Here is a 17,028-nt window from a genome sequence, read left to right on the forward strand (position 1 = left end):
TCAAAATGGTCGAGTGCCTGGGTGGGGGGGTAGCCGGAGGTTCTGCAATCTAATGCATTCTATGAAGAAATTTGTTGCTGCAGGTGGGAGGAATTCAAGAAAGTTTGAATCTATCGGGAAAATTGGAATTAAAATCACAGACAGATACCCTTCAATTGAAGGGTATCTGTTAAAGGGCTTATGTTTGAATGAAGTCTGTAGGCTGTTCTAAAGTGCGTTACGAGAAAAAGTGAGGGAGATTACCCTCCGAGAGTTTCAACAACTTCTTTGAGACTTTTCATAATACAGGTAAAAATTGGAATATCACGTTTGACATAACGGCTGCCTTCGGTAGAGCGTAACTCCATGACGAGGTCTAGAAAGTCCTGTGGGGAATCGGTTTCAAAGGCAACCACAAATTCCTGGTCATCCAATCCAAATGAATAGGTGGTATTGAGTTTAACTGAGGGGTACTTATGCCCAATAGCGATATGTTCATCCATCATGCCTTGTCGGGCGGCTTTGGTGAGCAGATACCACTCTCTGGTTTTTTCAAATGGATATACAAATATATATTTCGCGCGGCCAGGAGAAATTTTCAATCTTCGACTTTCTTGGCCCTCATGCACGTGATGATCGACGTATATGGATCGTTTCGTCATAGAAAGATAAGAGTACGGCGTGGTAAGGTACCGTCCCAGGCCTGTAGCCAGGAGCTTTGAACTCATTTCTTGAAACATTTCAAGATCATAGCTAATTCGCCACAACATAAAGTCGCAATCACCTCTTATGCCTGTTGTGGTGTAGGGCACGACAATAACTTTGCCGGAATATTCTTCCGCAGCGCGGATGAATTCTTGCTTGCCGAGGTCTCGCTCTTCTTTGGGAAGACGTCTCCACAAAGGGTCGACTTTATAAAAAGCAAAATTGACAAATTGTTGTTTGGCAGCCTCTTCGGCACCAGCCATAATCATACCTCCCCTGGAAAGAAAACCCGTGTTTTTTTAATCACTTAAAAAAATAGGTCTTAACATCGCTACTGCAATATTGTCAATGAGCCGGTGGCATGATGGCTGTTAAGATCCATTTGGAAAAGGAGGAGTCAGAAATAGGACTTTAATCTTGAGGAGGGGAGCACCATTTTAGGTCATAGCCAATGAATCAAATCTTGTTTTTTCGACATTTTTCCTTATGTGTGGGGTCTTTGCTGGGGTTGGTAAAAGATGCTGGTTTTTGGTTTCTTTTGGCAGCGGGGCTGGTCATCTTAGTTTCCTCTCCGGTGTGGGGTATTGTTCCACATCCCTCGGAATTTCAAATTCTTGAAGCCATCAAAAATGGTCAGGAGGGAGCCCGAAGCCGAACTCCACCCGATAGGCTCTATTGGCATTTCGGGATATCTTCTGAAGAAGTTCCTCAGGCTCATGGATTTCTTATGACGAAATTAAATGGAATTGCGGTGATGTCCAGTCATTTTGCTCTTCGAGGAGAACGTCTCGCATCCCAGGATATTCAGCGAATTCTGGATGAAAAATCCCTTCAAGTCGTGGTGATAATTTTTGGGGATTCACCAACCTTTGCCCAAGATAGCTATCTGTTGCTTAAACAGGGAGATCGGTTAATCAAGCCTGATCGCATTCGGTTTGATGCCAGAGCGACGCTGCTCAGCCCAAACCAAGGCCCCCCCATGTATCGTGCAAAGATTGTGGCGTCCTTTAACTATGACGTTTTTGATGTCTTGGCTCAAACCACCGTCAAAGTTTTCCCAGGAACCGGAGGCGAAGTGACCTTTGATCTAGATTTTGCGTCCATTCCCTAAAGGTCATGGGGATAATGGAACGACTGTGTTTGATGCAATCGGGCTGAATCACTTGAACATGAAGTTCCTTCTTGCTGACATCATTGCTGTGGGTTCAGAATTGCTTCTGGGCGGACGCCTCGATAGTAATTCGGTATTCGTCGCACATCTTCTCGCTGAGTGTGGCATTGAGGTTCGGAAAAAAATCTCTGTTGGTGATCAAAAATGTGATATTCAAGAAGCTCTTCGTGGCTCGATGAAGCGCGCTCATGTGATCGTCTTGACGGGTGGCCTCGGTTCAACACTGGATGATTGTACCCGTGAGGCTGTTGCCGCGACGCTTCAATGTCCACTGATCAAACGAAAAAAAGCCTATGACAATCTCAAGGCTTACTATCGACGCTTTGGAAGACCGGTCACACCGCTATTGGCCATGCAGGCTTTTCTTCCTTCCCGAGCCACGATGTTGGTGAATACCGTGGGCACGGCTCCCGGTTTTTTGATGCGTAGCGGGCGATCAGTCATTATTGCATTACCAGGTGTTCCTCGTGAGGCCAAAGTTATGATGGTTTCTCAGGTTCAGCCGATACTCCGAAAGTTATTCAACAGCAACAGGCACTATTGGCACCATACATTTCAGACTTTTGGATTGCCCGAATCCGATGTTCAAACGCGATTGAATCCTTTTTTAAAGGACAATCGAAATTTTCAGATTGGAATCTTAGCTTCGCCCAGGGGAGTGACGGTGAGGGTGAGTTGTTGGGTGTTCGACGGCCCACCCGTTACTGTGAAGGAAATATCCCCGGGCCTCCTGGAAAGGAATCACATGATTCACCAGATCCGTGATTGTTTAGGCCCCTGGCTCTTTGCCGAAGGTGAACGTACCATGGAGGAAATTGTCGGGGAAGTCTTACAAGCCCGTTCCTGGACCATGGCAGTCGCCGAATCCTGTACCGGAGGATTAGTGGCCCATCGTTTGACTGGCGTGCCCGGCAGTTCGCGTTATGTGAACCGGGGAGTCGTATCTTATAGTAATGAAGCGAAACGAGAACTCGTGGGAGTTCCCTCCTCGACGCTTCGTCGATATGGGGCCGTGAGCTCACAGGTAGCCATAGCCATGGCCAAAGGAATTCGTATGCGAAGTCGAGTTGATGTGGGAGTTGGAGTCACGGGAATTGCGGGTCCTGGGGGAGGGACTCTGAACAAGCCAGTGGGGCTGGTGTATGGAGCGATTGATGGTCCGCATGGGCCTCAGAGTCAATGCTGGAGATTTCATGGGGATCGAGCGGAAATTACATTGAAGACCTCTCAGGCTGTTCTGGATTTGATCCGACGATACGCCAATGAAGCGGTATTTTAATCAGAAGAGTCTGCGAGTCTTTCTTGCTGTTGAAATTTCCTTGGATTTGCGCCGGAAGGTGGTTGAACTTCAACGTCGGCTGCGAGAAAGCTTGCCAGTGGTCAATTGGGTTCGCCCTGAGTCGATACACCTCACACTGAAATTTCTTGGTTATGTGGACGCTTCCATGGTGGAACCGGTTTTGACTGCCATTGAGCCTATCCGAACAAGTCAGCCTCCTCTCACCTTAGAGGTTCAGGGGCTGGGGGTCTTTCCGCATCTTCGACGTCCACGGATACTGTGGATCGGATGTACGGGAGATATTCCTGGCTTGGTCAATCTTGTTTCACGAATCGAAGGTGCGGTGGAACCGTTAGGCTTTCCTCCTGAGGAGAAGCCCTATTTCCCTCATTTGACTTTGGCCAGGATCAAACATGACCAATCTCAGGTTGGTGGCGTACTGACTCATTCCGGCTTACTGGAGCAACCTCAGAACCTTGGGATACTCCATGTTGACCGTATCACACTTTTTCGCAGTGAGGTGACCCAATCCGGTGCGGAATATACGGCTTTGAGGACGGTGCCATTCAATGAGCCTGGATCACATTTTTCAATCTAAGTTAGGCATTTACCTGTTAAAGAGTGTGGGGTAAGATAGCCGCCACTTTGCATGCTCAGAAATATTGAACAAAAGGATACCCAATGGCAGAACGCGTAGCTCCTCAAAAAGAGACCCAAAAAGACGGAAAAAAACGAGCGCTGGATTTGGCTCTGACCCAAATTGAAAAGCAATTTGGCAAAGGGGCCATTATGAAGCTAGGGACAGAAGACGTTCCTCGTGATATTCCGGCCATTTCGACGGGGTCTCTCGGGCTTGATATGGCCTTGGGCATCGGAGGGTTGCCTCGAGGTCGAATCATTGAGGTCTTCGGACCGGAGTCGTCTGGAAAAACCACGTTGTGCCTGCATGCCATTGCCGAAGCGCAGAAAGCCGGCGGGGCGGCAGCCTTTATCGATGCCGAGCATGCGTTGGATATCACCTATGCTAAAAAGCTAGGGGTCCACACCGATGATCTGCTGGTGGCCCAGCCGGATACTGGCGAACAGGCTCTGGAGATTGCCGAAACGCTGGTTCGAAGCGGGGCGTTGGATATCATTGTCGTTGATTCCGTTGCAGCTTTGGTCCCTCGTGCCGAAATCGAAGGGGAAATGGGAGATTCCCATATGGGGCTTCAGGCGAGATTAATGTCCCAGGCCTTGCGAAAACTAACCGGGGCTATTTCCAAGTCTCAAGCTTCGGTGGTATTTATCAATCAGATTCGCATGAAAATTGGGGTGATGTTTGGTAATCCCGAGACCACAACCGGCGGCAACGCTTTGAAATTTTATTCTTCAGTGCGGTTGGATATTCGCCGGATTGAATCGATTAAAGAGGGGCAGGAAGTGATGGGGAGTCGGGTGCGGGTGAAAGTGGTCAAAAATAAAATGGCGCCACCCTTTAAACAAGCCGAATTTGACGTCATGTTCGCCGAAGGTATTTCCAAAGTCGGGGAATTAGTGGACTTAGGCGTTGAGCGTCGAATCGTAGATAAAGCTGGAGCGTGGTATTCTTATAAGGAGGAACGGCTCGGTCAGGGCCGGGAGGCGGTCAAAACCTTTCTGAAAAGTAATCCGGATATTGCCCAGGACATCGACACGCAATTACGAAACAGCTATGGCCTTTCCGGGGAGCCTCAAAAACAAGAGGAATCATCCACGCCTGTCAGTCCCAACGCAAAAAAATCAGCTGGGGATCGTGACTGATCTGGCCTGGAGGCAAAATCATCTTGAGCAAAAATCATTGATATGATTGCAACATCACTTGAGCTTCGGCAGGCGTTTGTAAGCTACTTTTCAAGCCGTGGGCATTCGGTGGTGCCCAGCGGGCCACTCATTCCGCAAGCAGATCCTACTCTCCTGTTTACCAACGCGGGTATGAATCAATTTAAAAGTGTGTTCCTGGGTGAGGAATCCCGGCCCTATGACCGGGCCGTCTCCATTCAAAAATGTCTGCGGGCGGGGGGAAAACATAATGATTTGGAGAACGTGGGTTTTACCCGACGCCATCACACGTTTTTTGAAATGCTGGGCAATTTTTCATTTGGAGATTATTTTAAAGAGGAAGCAATTGCGTTTGGGTGGGAATTTCTCACTCAAATGGCCGGCCTGCCGCCTGATCGATTGTGGGTGACGGTGTTTCGTGAAGATCAGGAAGCCTATGATTTATGGCATACACGAATGGGTATTCCAGAGAGTCGCCTTGTTCGTCTGGGTGAAAAGGACAATTTTTGGCAAATGGGAGAGACGGGTCCCTGTGGTCCTTGCAGCGAAATTCTCATTGATCAGGGTGAGGCATTCGGATGTGGGCGGTCGACCTGTGCCGTTGGGTGTGACTGTGATCGATATCTCGAGATTTGGAATTTGGTGTTTATGCAGTTTGATCGGGATTCTGTTGGCACACTCAATCCTCTACCCAGACCAAGTATTGACACCGGAATGGGGTTAGAGCGGTTGGCAGCGGTAACCCAGGGAGTCGCGTCAAATTATGATAGCGATGTGTTCAGCCCTATTTTGGAACGGATAGGGAAAAATACCGGAAAGGTGTATGGTACTTCCCCAACGGCTGACCGGTCGATGCGGGTGATTGCGGACCATCTGCGGGCGATGACCTTTTTAATCACTGAAGGGGTGTTGCCATCGAATGAGGGGCGTGGCTATGTCCTGCGACGGATCATGCGTCGAGCCTCACGGCATGGCCGGTTATTGGGGGTGGAGCGAGAATTTTTATATGACCTGGTATTCTCCGTAATTGATCTAATGGATTCGGTCTATCCGGATCTTCGTTCGATGAAAGATACGGTTTCTGAGATTGTGCAGGGGGAGGAAACACGGTTTATTGGAACCTTAGAACAGGCCTTGCCTCTCCTTAATCAAATCCTGGAGGAAGCCAAGCAACAGGGGAGCCAAATCTTAGGAGGGGAAGCGGTTTTTAAGTTATATGATACCTACGGTTTCCCCCTGGATTTGGTGGAAGATGCTGCACGAGAAGAAGGGTTGGCCGTCGATCATGTTGGGTATGAGCAAGCGCTAGAGGCGCAACGTGATCGAGCCAGAAAAACTGCCAGGTTTAGCCAGGCAGATTCTCGAAGCGACCTGGTGAATGCTCTCGGGCAATTCCCTTTGACTAAATTTGTGGGGTATGCCAGTCAGGAAGATAGAGGGAAACTACTTGCCTTGGTGAAGGACGAGCATGTCATCAAGGAAGCCAAGCAAGGGGAGATGGTAGAGTGTGTCCTGGACACCACGCCTTTTTATCCTGAAGGTGGTGGACAGGTCGGGGATCAGGGAACGTTGGTGGGCCCATCGGCAAGAATTGTCGTCCATGATACGACAAAGCTGGCAAAGGGGTGGTTTCTCCACAAGGGCCAGGTCATCGAAGGATCTGTTCATGTTGGCGATGTTCTCACCGCCACGGTACAGGGTCATTTAAGGCAGAGCGCGGCACGAAATCATACGGCGACCCATCTTCTTCATGCCGCATTGCGGGAAATTTTAGGTCCTCATGTGAAGCAACATGGATCTTTGGTGGCCCCAAATCGATTGCGATTTGATTTTTCACATTTCAAAGGATTGACCCCCAAAAATATTGAAGAAATCGAAGGACTGGTGAACGAACAAATCCGTCAGAACCTGACTGTTAAGGTTGAAGAAATGGAAATTCAGGATGCTCTAAGTCGAGGTGCTCTGGCTTTTTTTGGTGATAAGTATGGTGAGCAGGTTCGGGTTGTAGAAATGGGTTCGTTTAGTCAGGAATTGTGCGGGGGAACACATTGTGCTCGAACAGGAGATGTCGGTCTGTTTCGTATTGTGTCCGAAGGAGGTATTGCGGCAGGTGTCCGGCGTATTGAGGCGCTCACGGGCGAGGGAGCTGTGGCCCAAACTCAGCATCAGGAGGCCGAATGGAGAGAATTGGCCGCCGTGCTGAAAGCCGGTCCCAATGAAGTCGTTGAAAAAGTCAGGAAACTTGTTGGAACCCTCCGTGATACCGAACGCGAATTAGAGCGTGCGAAACAAAAATTGCTTGATCAGCAAGGTGCTGCTCAGGAAGCGTCGATTCGGGACATAGACGGGATGCCGATCCTTATCCAGCGAATCGATGGTTTGACTATCCAAGAATTGCGAACCTTCTCTGATAAGCTTCGCCACAAAGTGCCTTCGGGTATTTTGGTTTTGGGGTCGGTCAAAGAAGGAAAAGTTTCGTTATTGGTTATTGTGGCCAAAGAACAGGCTCACAAAATCCCTGCAGGAAAAGTCGCTCAACATGTGGCTCAACTTGTTGGGGGGTCTGGAGGCGGCCGACCAGATATGGCTCAGGCGGGTGGTAATCAACCAGAACGGTTAGATGAGGCCTTGCGGAGCGTTTATGACTATGTTGCCTCACACAGAGGTACCTTGAAGGAGGAATAAACTCCCTCAGCATGATGATGTAGCTGCATTGTCCCCCCACATGGACCGACGGGGAGCAGGAAAGGGGACGTCGTGACATGATCCTTGTTCGCCGGACAGTAGTAAGTCTTTTAACGGTGGTAGTTCTGGTCATGGGTGGTTTTATGTGGATGAATCAACCCATGGGTGGATCAACCCAACCGGTTCTTGTCGAGATCCCACCCGGTACTCCATTTACGCAGGTTTCCCACATTCTCGATCACCATAACCTTATTGGATCAGAATGGTTTTTTACGCTTTTGGGGCGTGTGCAGCGGGTCGATCGAAATATCATTCCAGGCGAATATGAACTGAATGCGGGAATGCAACCCACCGAATTACTGCACAAACTTGTGAAAGGTGAAGTTTATCAATATGCCATTACCATTCCCGAAGGCTATACCGTTGCACAAATTGCGGACATCCTGGATCATAAACGTCTTGCCGTCAAGCAGGATATTTTTCGATTAAGCCATGACCCGATATTTATTCAGAGCCTGAATATCCAGGCCCCTACATTAGAGGGTTACCTTTTTCCTGATACTTACCATTTTTCTCGCTTTACTCCGCCGGAATCCATTATTCGAACATTTGTTCATCGGTTTCATGATGTGATGATTCCAGAATTCAAAGACCGGGCAATGGCCATGGGCATGACTCTTCAGGAGGTGTTGACCCTAGCCTCCGTGGTGGAAAAGGAAACGGGGCTGGCAGCCGAACGACCCTTGGTTGCCGGAGTATTTCATAATCGTCTCCGGCTGGGCATTCCCTTGCAGAGCGACCCCACCGTCATCTACGCCCTCGAATCGTTTGATGGAAATATTCGAAAAGCCGATCTGTCGGTAGATAGTCCCTACAACACCTACAAGGTACGCGGGCTTCCCCCTGGACCCATTGCTAATCCGGGTTTGGCTGCAATTCATGCTGCGCTCTATCCTACGACAACCGATTTTGTCTATTTTGTGGCACGGAACGATGGGAGTCATCAATTTTCTGTGACATTAGCGGATCATAATAAGGCGGTAGACTTTTACCAACGACGATCGATGAGTAAACGTGCTTCGTAAGTGATTGATTGTGTAATATCCGTTATGGGTGTTTATGAAGCAATAAGCCGACTGGGATTAAAGCTGCCTGCGGCACCTTGTCCAGTCGGGTCATATGTTCCGGCTCGTCAGGCAGGAGACTTAATCTTTGTGAGTGGGGTGCTGCCTTTTCGTGACGGGCAAATTGTGTACCCTGGAAAACTCGGGCGAGAGCTGACGGTAGAAGAAGGATCTGCTGCTGCCCAGTTAGCCATGCTAAATGGGTTAGCCATCCTTCAAGAGATGATGGGAGATCTTGCCTGTCTCAAACAGGTGGTGCGTTTGACGGGGCATGTAGCGTCCGTGGAAGGTTTTGTGGATCAGCCTGCGGTGATTAACGGGGCTTCTGATTTGTTGGTTAAGCTGTTTGGAGATACCGGCCGTCATGCCAGATTAGCTCTTGGGGCATTCGAATTACCTCTTCATGCTCCAATTGAGCTTGAATTGATCGTTCAAGTGTCACACCCTTAAGCTGGTTCGTATTTCTTAATCATCCCTTCAGCGTGTGCCATCCCGACTCCTGCTTTGGTAAGGATTGACTCCCCTTGGTCCTGTAGCCGCATCATTTGAGATTTCAGGGGTCGCTATGGTTGGATATCCGAATTGGTTCAGCGATATTTTTTTGGCTTGTTCAAATCGGAAGACCGCCATTAGGAGCGTCAGGAGATCTTTACATAATGTGGTGTGGGACTTTTTTACTCCCATTTGGTCCTAAAATGGCATTTGGTAAACGAAGAGTTTAGCTGAAAATCTATGATATAAAATGGCTGTGAATGTTCATCATTCTGTTGGTGCAGTTCTCTAAATTGACGCATGAAAAGATCGCTTGATATAGTCATTGTGGACACCCGCTCTGACTTGGTTCCATCCCCTGTGTTGGTAGCCACGAAGTTGGGTTGGCTCCTCTTCTCAGTTTAATTTAATGAAGAAGTCCATTGTTCATACCTAATTCATTTTTTGAATCAATAAGCAAGGTTTGTTACCTATGAAACGAGTTCGAAGTCTCATGAGCGTTGCCTTAGGTTTTTTTCTTTTTTCATCAGTGGCCTATGCTGAAATGTTCCCTTCCGATGGACCGCCGGGCACGACAGTGACCATTAGTGGGGAAGGTTTTGGTGAATTTCAAAATACCCAGGCTAATCGAGTGGAATTTCAGGGGGTCTCGGCCCTCATTCAATCCTGGGAACCTGATTTCATTCTGGTTAAGGTGCCTTTGCACGCTCGTTCCGGCCCGGTAATGGTTATCAACGGATCGGCCAAAAGAGAAGCCGGAATTTTTTCTGTTACTAATGTACGTATTGCCAGCTTGAATCCTTCGAAAGCCGAAGCGGGTTCCTTGCTCACGATTGTTGGTGAACATTTCGGCAATACGGCTGGGTCTCGTGATCCCAATACCATGTTCGGGGTCAATCAAGTGATAATCAATGGGATTCGGGCAGAGGTGCGGCGGTGGCGGCCTACCAAAATTGAAGTTCTCATTCCGGCTAATGCCAAGTCCGGTGATGTGGAAGTGCGCTTAGCGTCAAGCGACCCACTACCGGATGGATCATGTTGTGCTCCTGTTGAGTATGCGGTTAGTAATGCCGTCCCTTTGACCATAATTCCTTCTATTGCCTTTGATCCTACTGAGGGCCCAATCGGAAGTAAGGTCATACTGTCGGGTCAGGGGTTTGGAGAAAGCCGACCTGAAGATGGACGAATATATTTTGGCGGAAAGCCTGCGATCATTGCGCAGTGGTCCGATCGAACCATCGTGGCCCATGTGCCCTTAAATGCCCAATCAGGTTCTCTGATGCTCCATCGAGAAGGAAAGGAGCGGGAGATTGGAACATTTACCATATTGACCAGTCAGATATCAGGAATGATTCCCCCTCAAGGACCAATTGGAACACTCGTGACGATTAAGGGGAAAAATTTTGGTGTGTATTCAGAAGCCGGCGGCACTGCATATGCCTTTGATTTTCTTTCCGGGGGCAACGGGGTGGAGATTGGGGGAGTGCCGGCTGTCATTCACCGTTGGCTTGATGAACAAATTGATGTATGGGTGCCATTCAGCGCCAAAAGCGGGCCGGTAATCGTGAAACGTGGAGGAGCTACTCCTAAAATTGATGGCACCTGTTGTGAGCGACAAGAGATTGTGACATTAAAGGCAGGAGACTTTACTGTTGTTCAGCCGGAAATTCACTCCTATTCTCCTAAAGAAGCCGGCTTGGACGAAGTCGTGACTATTACTGGTAAGGGATTTGGTGAATTTTTGAAAATTTCCGAAGCCACTCGTTTATCTCTCAATCAGGATGCCCATGACTGGCATAATTATAGATTAGGGCAGGATGTGTCTCGCAGTGAGGTGTTGGTGAACGGCATTGCAACCCATGTCGAATCATGGACCGATACGGAGATTAGGATCCGTGTCCCTCGCCGTCCGGCCTTTGGTTTTGGAAACCCCGAAGGTTTTGAGCCTGACCTCACTAAAGGGGAACTGATTTTGAAGCGAGGGTCATGGGATATGCTCGATACCGGCGAATGCTGTACGCCCAAAAAGTATATTACTATCGTGGGGGGGCCATTTACGATTTTACAGAGAGGCCTTCCTGACAAAGATTATTGGAATGAAAAAGGGCGAGCCCAGTAATGAATTCTGGCATGATTGGGAAACTTGATCTAATGAAAAATCTCCCTGACTGGAATCGAATGGTGAAAGGTCTGTGTGTGTTGGGAGTTCTTGCTGGTATAGCCTTAGTTGTGAACCCTCAGCCAACCTTTCCTCAAACCACTCCGTCTGCCCTCACACTCCAGACCAGTCCTACCAAGGTGACTTTTCTTGGTGTGCATTTTCTGGATGCCAGGAAGGGATGGATCGTTGGAGCAGGAGGAACGATTCTTCACACCGACGATGGTGGAGCTACCTGGAATTCGAGCCCTCGACGCACCAATGCGTTATTAACTGCGGTGACTTTTGCTGATGCAACGCACGGATGGATTCTTGGACAAAACGGAACGATATTACATACTGTAGATGGTGGAAAACAGTGGATCCCGCAGGAGAGTGGGACAAATGGAACGCTCTACGCGGCTGATTTTCTTACACCTGAACATGGATGGGTGGTCGGTTCCCGTGGCGTCATTTTACACACTGAAGACGGGGGAGAGAGCTGGGCTGATCAGGTGAGTGGGACGACAGCAGATCTCTTTGGTGTTCATTTTCTTAATGAAAAACATGGTTGGGCTGTTGGTGCCCTTGGTGTCATCTTGGCGACTACTGACGGGGGAAAGAGTTGGGGGCTCCAGACCACCAATAATCCCGCCACATTTTTTGATATTGTGTTTACGGATAATGTGGCTGGATGGGTTGTTGGGACGCAGGGAACTATGTTCCAAACGCTGAATGGAGGCGAAGTATGGGTTGATCACACTCGACCCTGTGGAAGTCCATGCATTAAACCAGCCGATTTGGTGAATATTAGTTTTATAAACCCCCTGGTTGGTCGAATTGTTGGTGAGCGGGGGACCATTTTAGAGACTCACAACGCCGGCTTTACATGGCAGGAAATCGAACCCCTAAACTCTGAAACCCTGTACGCTCAATCATTCCTTGAACTTTCCAATGGGTTTGCTGTGGGAGACCATGGGACGATCATTCGTTTGAATTCTTCGCCATCTCATCCCTAGTGCTGGGCGCTTCGGTTTAATTCTCACAGATAGTTAAGTCTGGCTTGTAGAATGACTAATGAAGCCAGGCTGGCTGTTTCTGCTCGTAAAATTCCCTGTCCCAACGTGGCAAAAACAACATTCAGGTTCTTGGCTATTTGTCGTTCCTCTTTCGTCCAACCTCCTTCTGGACCGATGAGCACCGTCATGCCATTTGGATCATCAGATGGTAAGGCTATGGTCGATAGTGAAGCCGTCTCCTGCCGCTCGGCCAACATAATTTGTAACCCTTTATTTTTCTGCCGTAGAAAATCCTGGAAGGTCTGTATGGGAAGTATCTTTGGGATGCTCCATCGCTCACTTTGCTGTGCGGCTTCCAATGCAATGCGATCCCAACGTTCCTGATAATTCTTTGCATGTGATGGATACACTCGTGGAATAACTCTTTCGGTAATCAGTGGTACAAGTGCGTGGACCCCAAGTTCGGTGGCTTTTTGGATGACCCAGGCCATTTTTTCCCCTTTTAAAACGGCTTGTGCCAAGATAATTGGGGTAGTGGAGGAGAGCGGGGATTTTTGGATACTTAGAACCGTCGAGTAGAGAGCCTGCTTGGTTATTTGAAGAATTGTGGTATGGTATCGACAATTTTGCTCATCATTTAGAATCAGCTGGTCTCCCGGTCTCATTCGTAAACTTTTTGAAAGATGACTGAATAAGGGGTCGGAGATCGTGATTCTTTCATCATCAACCTGGGTTGAATGAATGAAAAAGACGGGCATCTGTTTCCGTGAGGGGGGGAGAGGCAGTAAAAGCGGCAGGTTAATCAAACATGTTTTTAACTTTATCGAACAGGCCTTCTCCTTGCGTGTCCGTAGAGATTCCGCACTCCTCCGCATAAGCGGAAAGAAGTTCGTGTTGTTTTGGGGTTAGTTTTGTAGGAATTTGAATTTTAGTCCGAATCAGTTGATCGCCACGAGTTTGGGACTTAAGCCCGGGAGCACCCAACCCTTTGAGCCGGAGAATTTGATCGTGTTGGGTCCCTGCGGGGATTTTTACCATGGTGGTTCCACTTAATGTAGGCACTTCGACTTTTCCCCCAAGTGTCGCTGTTACAAAATCCAAGCGAAGGTCATAGAGTATCTCTTGGCCCTTCCGTTGAAAGTGTGGATGAGGCCGTACATTGAGCGCCACATACAAATCTCCAGGAGGTCCGCCATTCATGCCATGTTCGCCTTCATGGGAAAGTCGAAGTCTCATGCCGGATTCGACTCCAGCTGGAATGGTAACTGCTAAAAGCCGTTCCTTGTGAACGCGTCTTTGTCCTCTGCATGTCTTGCATGGGTCAGCAATGACTTGACCTGACCCTTGGCATTGCCCACAGGTTCGATTAATGGTGAAAAAACCCTGTTGCAACCGTATTTGTCCAGCCCCTCGGCATGCGGAACAGGGTTTGACGCCTTGATCGGATTTCGCGCCAGTTCCATGGCAGGTTTCACAGACCTCCCAACGAGGAATTTTGAGTTTGGCTTCCTTGCCGTTAATGGCCTCTTCAAAGGAAATTTCTAAGTTATATTGAAGATCATTGCCCTGTTCGGCTCGATTATGCCCTCTGCCTCCACCGAAAAAGTCCTCAAAGATATCCCCAAACATATCTCCGAAGCCGCCACCTCCAAACCCGAATCCATCGGCTCCTCCTCCCTGGCCAGCCGCTGCATGACCGAACATGTCATATTTTCTTCGGCGATCTGGGTCGCTGAGCACTTCATAGGCTTCCCCGGCTTCCTTGAACTTTTCCTCAGCCGCTTTTTTCTGAACTGGGTCGGCATGCAAGTCCGGGTGATGTTGCCTGGCAAGTTTTCTAAAACCTTTTTTAATGTCTTCTTCCGAGGCATTGCGGTCCACCCCGAGAATTTCATAATAATCTCGTTTTTGGGTCTGTGCCATCAGTGTTTTCCAAAGGTGGAATAAGGTATGCCCGTCTGCATCAATCTGCTCAAAAGTCTTTAATTTTTGCCTTTATCAACTTCTTCAAATTCTGCATCTACAACTTTTTCCTCACTGCCAGCGCTGTCTCCGCCAGTTGTTCCAGGGCCGTCTTCTGGTCCAGAGCCGCTGGCAGAGGCATCCGTCGAAGCCTTTTTGTACATTTCCTCTGCTAATTTATGAGAGGCGGTGGTGAGGTTTTGCATGGCGGTTTTAATCGCTTCGAGGTCCGTTCCCTCCATAGCTTTACGAAGTGCGTCTACCGCCTCGGTGATGTTGGACTTCTCCGTTTCCTCAATCTTGTCTCCATGTTCGCTCAAATTCTTTTCTGTACTATAAATAAGGGTATCGGCTTGATTCTTGACTTCGACCAATTCCCGTTTCTTTTTGTCTTCTTCGGTATGACTTTGAGCTTCCTTAACCAAACGCTCAACTTCTTCCTTACTTAATCCGCTAGATGCCGTGATCTTGATTGATTGTTCTTTTTGCGTGGCCATATCTTTGGCTGAGACATGCACAATGCCATTAGCGTCGATATCAAATGTAACCTCAATTTGCGGAACACCTCTTGGTGCCATCGGAAGTCCCACTAAATCAAACTGTCCCAATAGCTTATTGTCATTGGCCATTTCCCGCTCACCTTGAAAGACTCTGATGGTCACGGCAGTTTGGTTGTCGGCGGCTGTTGAAAAAATTTGACCCTTTTTGGTGGGGATGGTGGTGTTGCGTTCGATGAGTTTTGTAAAGATTCCCCCTAATGTTTCGATGCCGAGTGAAAGCGGGGTGACATCCAATAACAGGACATCCTTCACATCTCCCTTGAGGACTCCACCCTGAATGGCCGCACCGATTGCCACGACTTCATCAGGATTCACTCCACGGTGGGGTTCTTTTCCAAAAAATTGCTTAACTCGTTCAATCACTTTCGGCATCCGAGTCATTCCACCTACCAAGACGATTTCATTAATGTCGCTGGTGGTCATATCCGCATCGGCCAGAGCTTTTTTGCAAGGTTCGATTGTTCGCTCAATTAAATCATTCACCAATTGCTCGTATTTTGACCTGGTGAGTTTAAGTACCAAATGTTTTGGTCCACTGGCATCAGCGGTGATGAAGGGTAGATTTATTTCGGTTTCTTGGGAGGAGGAAAGCTCGATTTTTGCCCGTTCGGCTGCTTCTTTCAGTCGTTGCAGGGCCATTCGATCATTCCGTAAATCGATTCCTTGATCTTTTTTGAATTCTTCAACTAACCAATCCATGACCCGAAGATCAAAGTCGTCTCCGCCCAAAAAGGTATCACCATTTGTGGACTTGACTTCAAAGACGCCTTCTCCAATTTCTAGAATGGAAACGTCAAAGGTTCCACCGCCGAGATCGTAGACCGCGATACGTTCATCTTTTTTCTTGTCGAGCCCATAGGCGAGAGATGCTGCAGTCGGCTCATTAATGATGCGCAAGACATTTAATCCCGCGATTTTCCCTGCGTCCTTGGTAGCCTGGCGTTGGCTATCATCAAAATAGGCTGGGACCGTAATGACAGCATCCGTCACCTTTTCTCCCAAATAATCTTCAGCGGTTTGCTTCATTTTTTGAAGAATCATGGCGGAAACTTCTGCTGGACTATAGCTTTTCCCTCGAATGATGACGTGGGCGTCCCCATTAGCACCTTCGGCCGTTTTATAGGATAGTCGATTTGCGGCATTTTTGACTTCGGAAGAAGAATACTTTCTTCCCATTAGACGTTTCACCGAATAAATAGTGTTTTCCGGATTGGTTATGGCTTGCCGTTTGGCAATCTGTCCGACCAATCGTTCGTCTTTGTCGGTCAAAGCAACAACCGAAGGGGTAGTCCGTCCGCCTTCCGAATTGGCAATGACTGTTGGGTCTCCACCGCTCATTACAGCCACGCAAGAATTTGTTGTTCCTAAATCAATCCCAATAATTTTGCTCATACGTGTATTCCTCCCTCTTCACCGGATTCTTCAGTCGAACCAGGTTCTGTCAGTTCTGATTTTTCTTTCGCCACGCTTACCATAGCCGGACGTAAAATGCGATCGTGCAATAAATATCCTTTTTGAAATTCCTCGATCACCGTGTTTGGCTTCATGTTTTCCGATTCCACCTGGGTCACCGCTTGATGAATAGCAGGATCAAATGAGTTTCCTGCAGTGTTTAGTTGTCGAACGCCAACTTTGCTTACGGTTTCCAGAAATTGTTTGTGGGTAAGCTCTACCCCCTCTAGTAAGGGGCCACTCGTTCCTGCATCTTTCGCGCATTGAATGGCCCGCTCAAGGTTATCAATAATAGGAAGTAAATTTTTCAATAATGATTCATTGCCAAATCGAATAGAATCGCTCTGATCCCGCTGGGCTCGGCGTTTGTAGTTTTCAAATTCTGCGGCCAGGCGTAAATATTTATCTCGGAAAATTTGAAGTTCTTCTTCTGGCGTTCCGCCATTTTCAGAAGCACTTTCTGATGTGTCCTCGTTCGAATGTTCTTGAGGACTGACTTCTTCTGTAGTCACTTCTCCAGTAGTTTCCTCTGTTGAAGACATGGTTTTCCCTTTTCCCGATTGTTGCGTCATAAATGACCAGTAAGAAGAGAGAGACATTCAAATTGCTTATCGCAAGTTAGATAGTCACTTCATCTGGCAAGTCAACCCATCCTCTTAAATT

At 48.1% G+C, this 17,028-nt stretch carries 14 protein-coding genes; 9 read left to right on the forward strand and 5 right to left on the reverse strand.

Annotation, left to right across the window (positions count from 1 at the left end; genetic code table 11):
• Positions 1–239: 239 nt before the first annotated feature.
• The gene (locus PP769_RS13455) at positions 240–947 is read right to left on the reverse strand and encodes a chlorite dismutase family protein (protein WP_312640943.1); all 708 of its coding nucleotides are present in this window, start codon (positions 945–947) and stop codon (positions 240–242) included.
• Between the two features lie 188 nt (positions 948–1,135).
• On the opposite strand from PP769_RS13455, the gene PP769_RS13460 reads away from it, so the two are divergent.
• The 9 genes from PP769_RS13460 to PP769_RS13500 all read left to right on the forward strand — a co-directional run bounded on the left by PP769_RS13460 (position 1,136) and on the right by PP769_RS13500 (position 12,391).
• Positions 1,136–1,795, forward strand: a complete 660-nt coding sequence (locus tag PP769_RS13460) for a hypothetical protein (protein ID WP_312640945.1) — start codon at positions 1,136–1,138, stop codon at positions 1,793–1,795.
• Positions 1,796–1,853: 58 nt separating this feature from the next.
• Positions 1,854–3,134, forward strand: a complete 1,281-nt coding sequence (locus tag PP769_RS13465; protein WP_312640947.1) for a CinA family nicotinamide mononucleotide deamidase-related protein — start codon at positions 1,854–1,856, stop codon at positions 3,132–3,134.
• Complete coding sequence (gene thpR, locus PP769_RS13470) at positions 3,118–3,732, forward strand: RNA 2',3'-cyclic phosphodiesterase (RefSeq protein ID WP_312640949.1); 615 nt, start codon at positions 3,118–3,120, stop codon at positions 3,730–3,732. Before PP769_RS13465 ends, thpR begins: the two co-directional genes overlap by 17 nt.
• Positions 3,733–3,815: 83 nt before the next feature.
• Positions 3,816–4,916 (forward strand): recombinase RecA, encoded by a 1,101-nt coding sequence (gene recA / locus PP769_RS13475; protein WP_312640951.1) that lies wholly within the window; start codon positions 3,816–3,818, stop codon positions 4,914–4,916.
• A gap of 42 nt (positions 4,917–4,958) precedes the next feature.
• Entirely contained in the window at positions 4,959–7,619 is a 2,661-nt protein-coding gene (gene alaS / locus PP769_RS13480) for an alanine--tRNA ligase (RefSeq protein WP_312640954.1), read from the forward strand.
• Between the two features lie 77 nt (positions 7,620–7,696).
• Positions 7,697–8,704 carry an endolytic transglycosylase MltG gene (gene mltG, locus PP769_RS13485; protein WP_312640956.1) on the forward strand — a complete coding sequence of 336 codons (1,008 nt, stop codon included), beginning with the start codon at positions 7,697–7,699 and terminating at the stop codon, positions 8,702–8,704.
• A 24-nt stretch (positions 8,705–8,728) separates the two neighbouring features.
• Positions 8,729–9,193 carry a RidA family protein gene (locus tag PP769_RS13490; RefSeq protein ID WP_312640958.1) on the forward strand — a complete coding sequence of 155 codons (465 nt, stop codon included), beginning with the start codon at positions 8,729–8,731 and terminating at the stop codon, positions 9,191–9,193.
• A gap of 514 nt (positions 9,194–9,707) precedes the next feature.
• Positions 9,708–11,354, forward strand: a complete 1,647-nt coding sequence (locus tag PP769_RS13495) for an IPT/TIG domain-containing protein (RefSeq protein WP_312640960.1) — start codon at positions 9,708–9,710, stop codon at positions 11,352–11,354.
• 11 nt (positions 11,355–11,365) lie between these two features.
• Positions 11,366–12,391: a YCF48-related protein gene (locus PP769_RS13500; RefSeq protein ID WP_312640962.1), complete on the forward strand. Its 1,026-nt coding sequence runs from the start codon at positions 11,366–11,368 to the stop codon at positions 12,389–12,391.
• Positions 12,392–12,414: 23 nt separating this feature from the next.
• On the opposite strand, the gene PP769_RS13505 is transcribed toward PP769_RS13500, so the two are convergent.
• From PP769_RS13505 to grpE, 4 genes are read right to left on the reverse strand one after another with little or no spacing between them, the layout of a single operon-like run.
• Positions 12,415–13,266, reverse strand: coding sequence for a 16S rRNA (uracil(1498)-N(3))-methyltransferase (locus PP769_RS13505; protein WP_312640964.1), 852 nt, complete (start codon positions 13,264–13,266; stop codon positions 12,415–12,417).
• The gene (gene dnaJ / locus PP769_RS13510; protein ID WP_312640966.1) at positions 13,190–14,314 is read right to left on the reverse strand and encodes a molecular chaperone DnaJ; all 1,125 of its coding nucleotides are present in this window, start codon (positions 14,312–14,314) and stop codon (positions 13,190–13,192) included. Before dnaJ ends, PP769_RS13505 begins: the two co-directional genes overlap by 77 nt.
• Before the next feature lie 59 nt (positions 14,315–14,373).
• Entirely contained in the window at positions 14,374–16,305 is a 1,932-nt protein-coding gene (gene dnaK, locus PP769_RS13515) for a molecular chaperone DnaK (RefSeq protein ID WP_312640969.1), read from the reverse strand.
• Positions 16,302–16,964: a nucleotide exchange factor GrpE gene (grpE, locus tag PP769_RS13520; protein WP_312640970.1), complete on the reverse strand. Its 663-nt coding sequence runs from the start codon at positions 16,962–16,964 to the stop codon at positions 16,302–16,304. Before grpE ends, dnaK begins: the two co-directional genes overlap by 4 nt.
• Between the last annotated feature and the right edge of the window lie 64 nt (positions 16,965–17,028).

This window comes from Candidatus Nitrospira allomarina, assembly GCF_032050975.1.
Classification (GTDB): domain Bacteria; phylum Nitrospirota; class Nitrospiria; order Nitrospirales; family UBA8639; genus Nitrospira_E; species Nitrospira_E allomarina.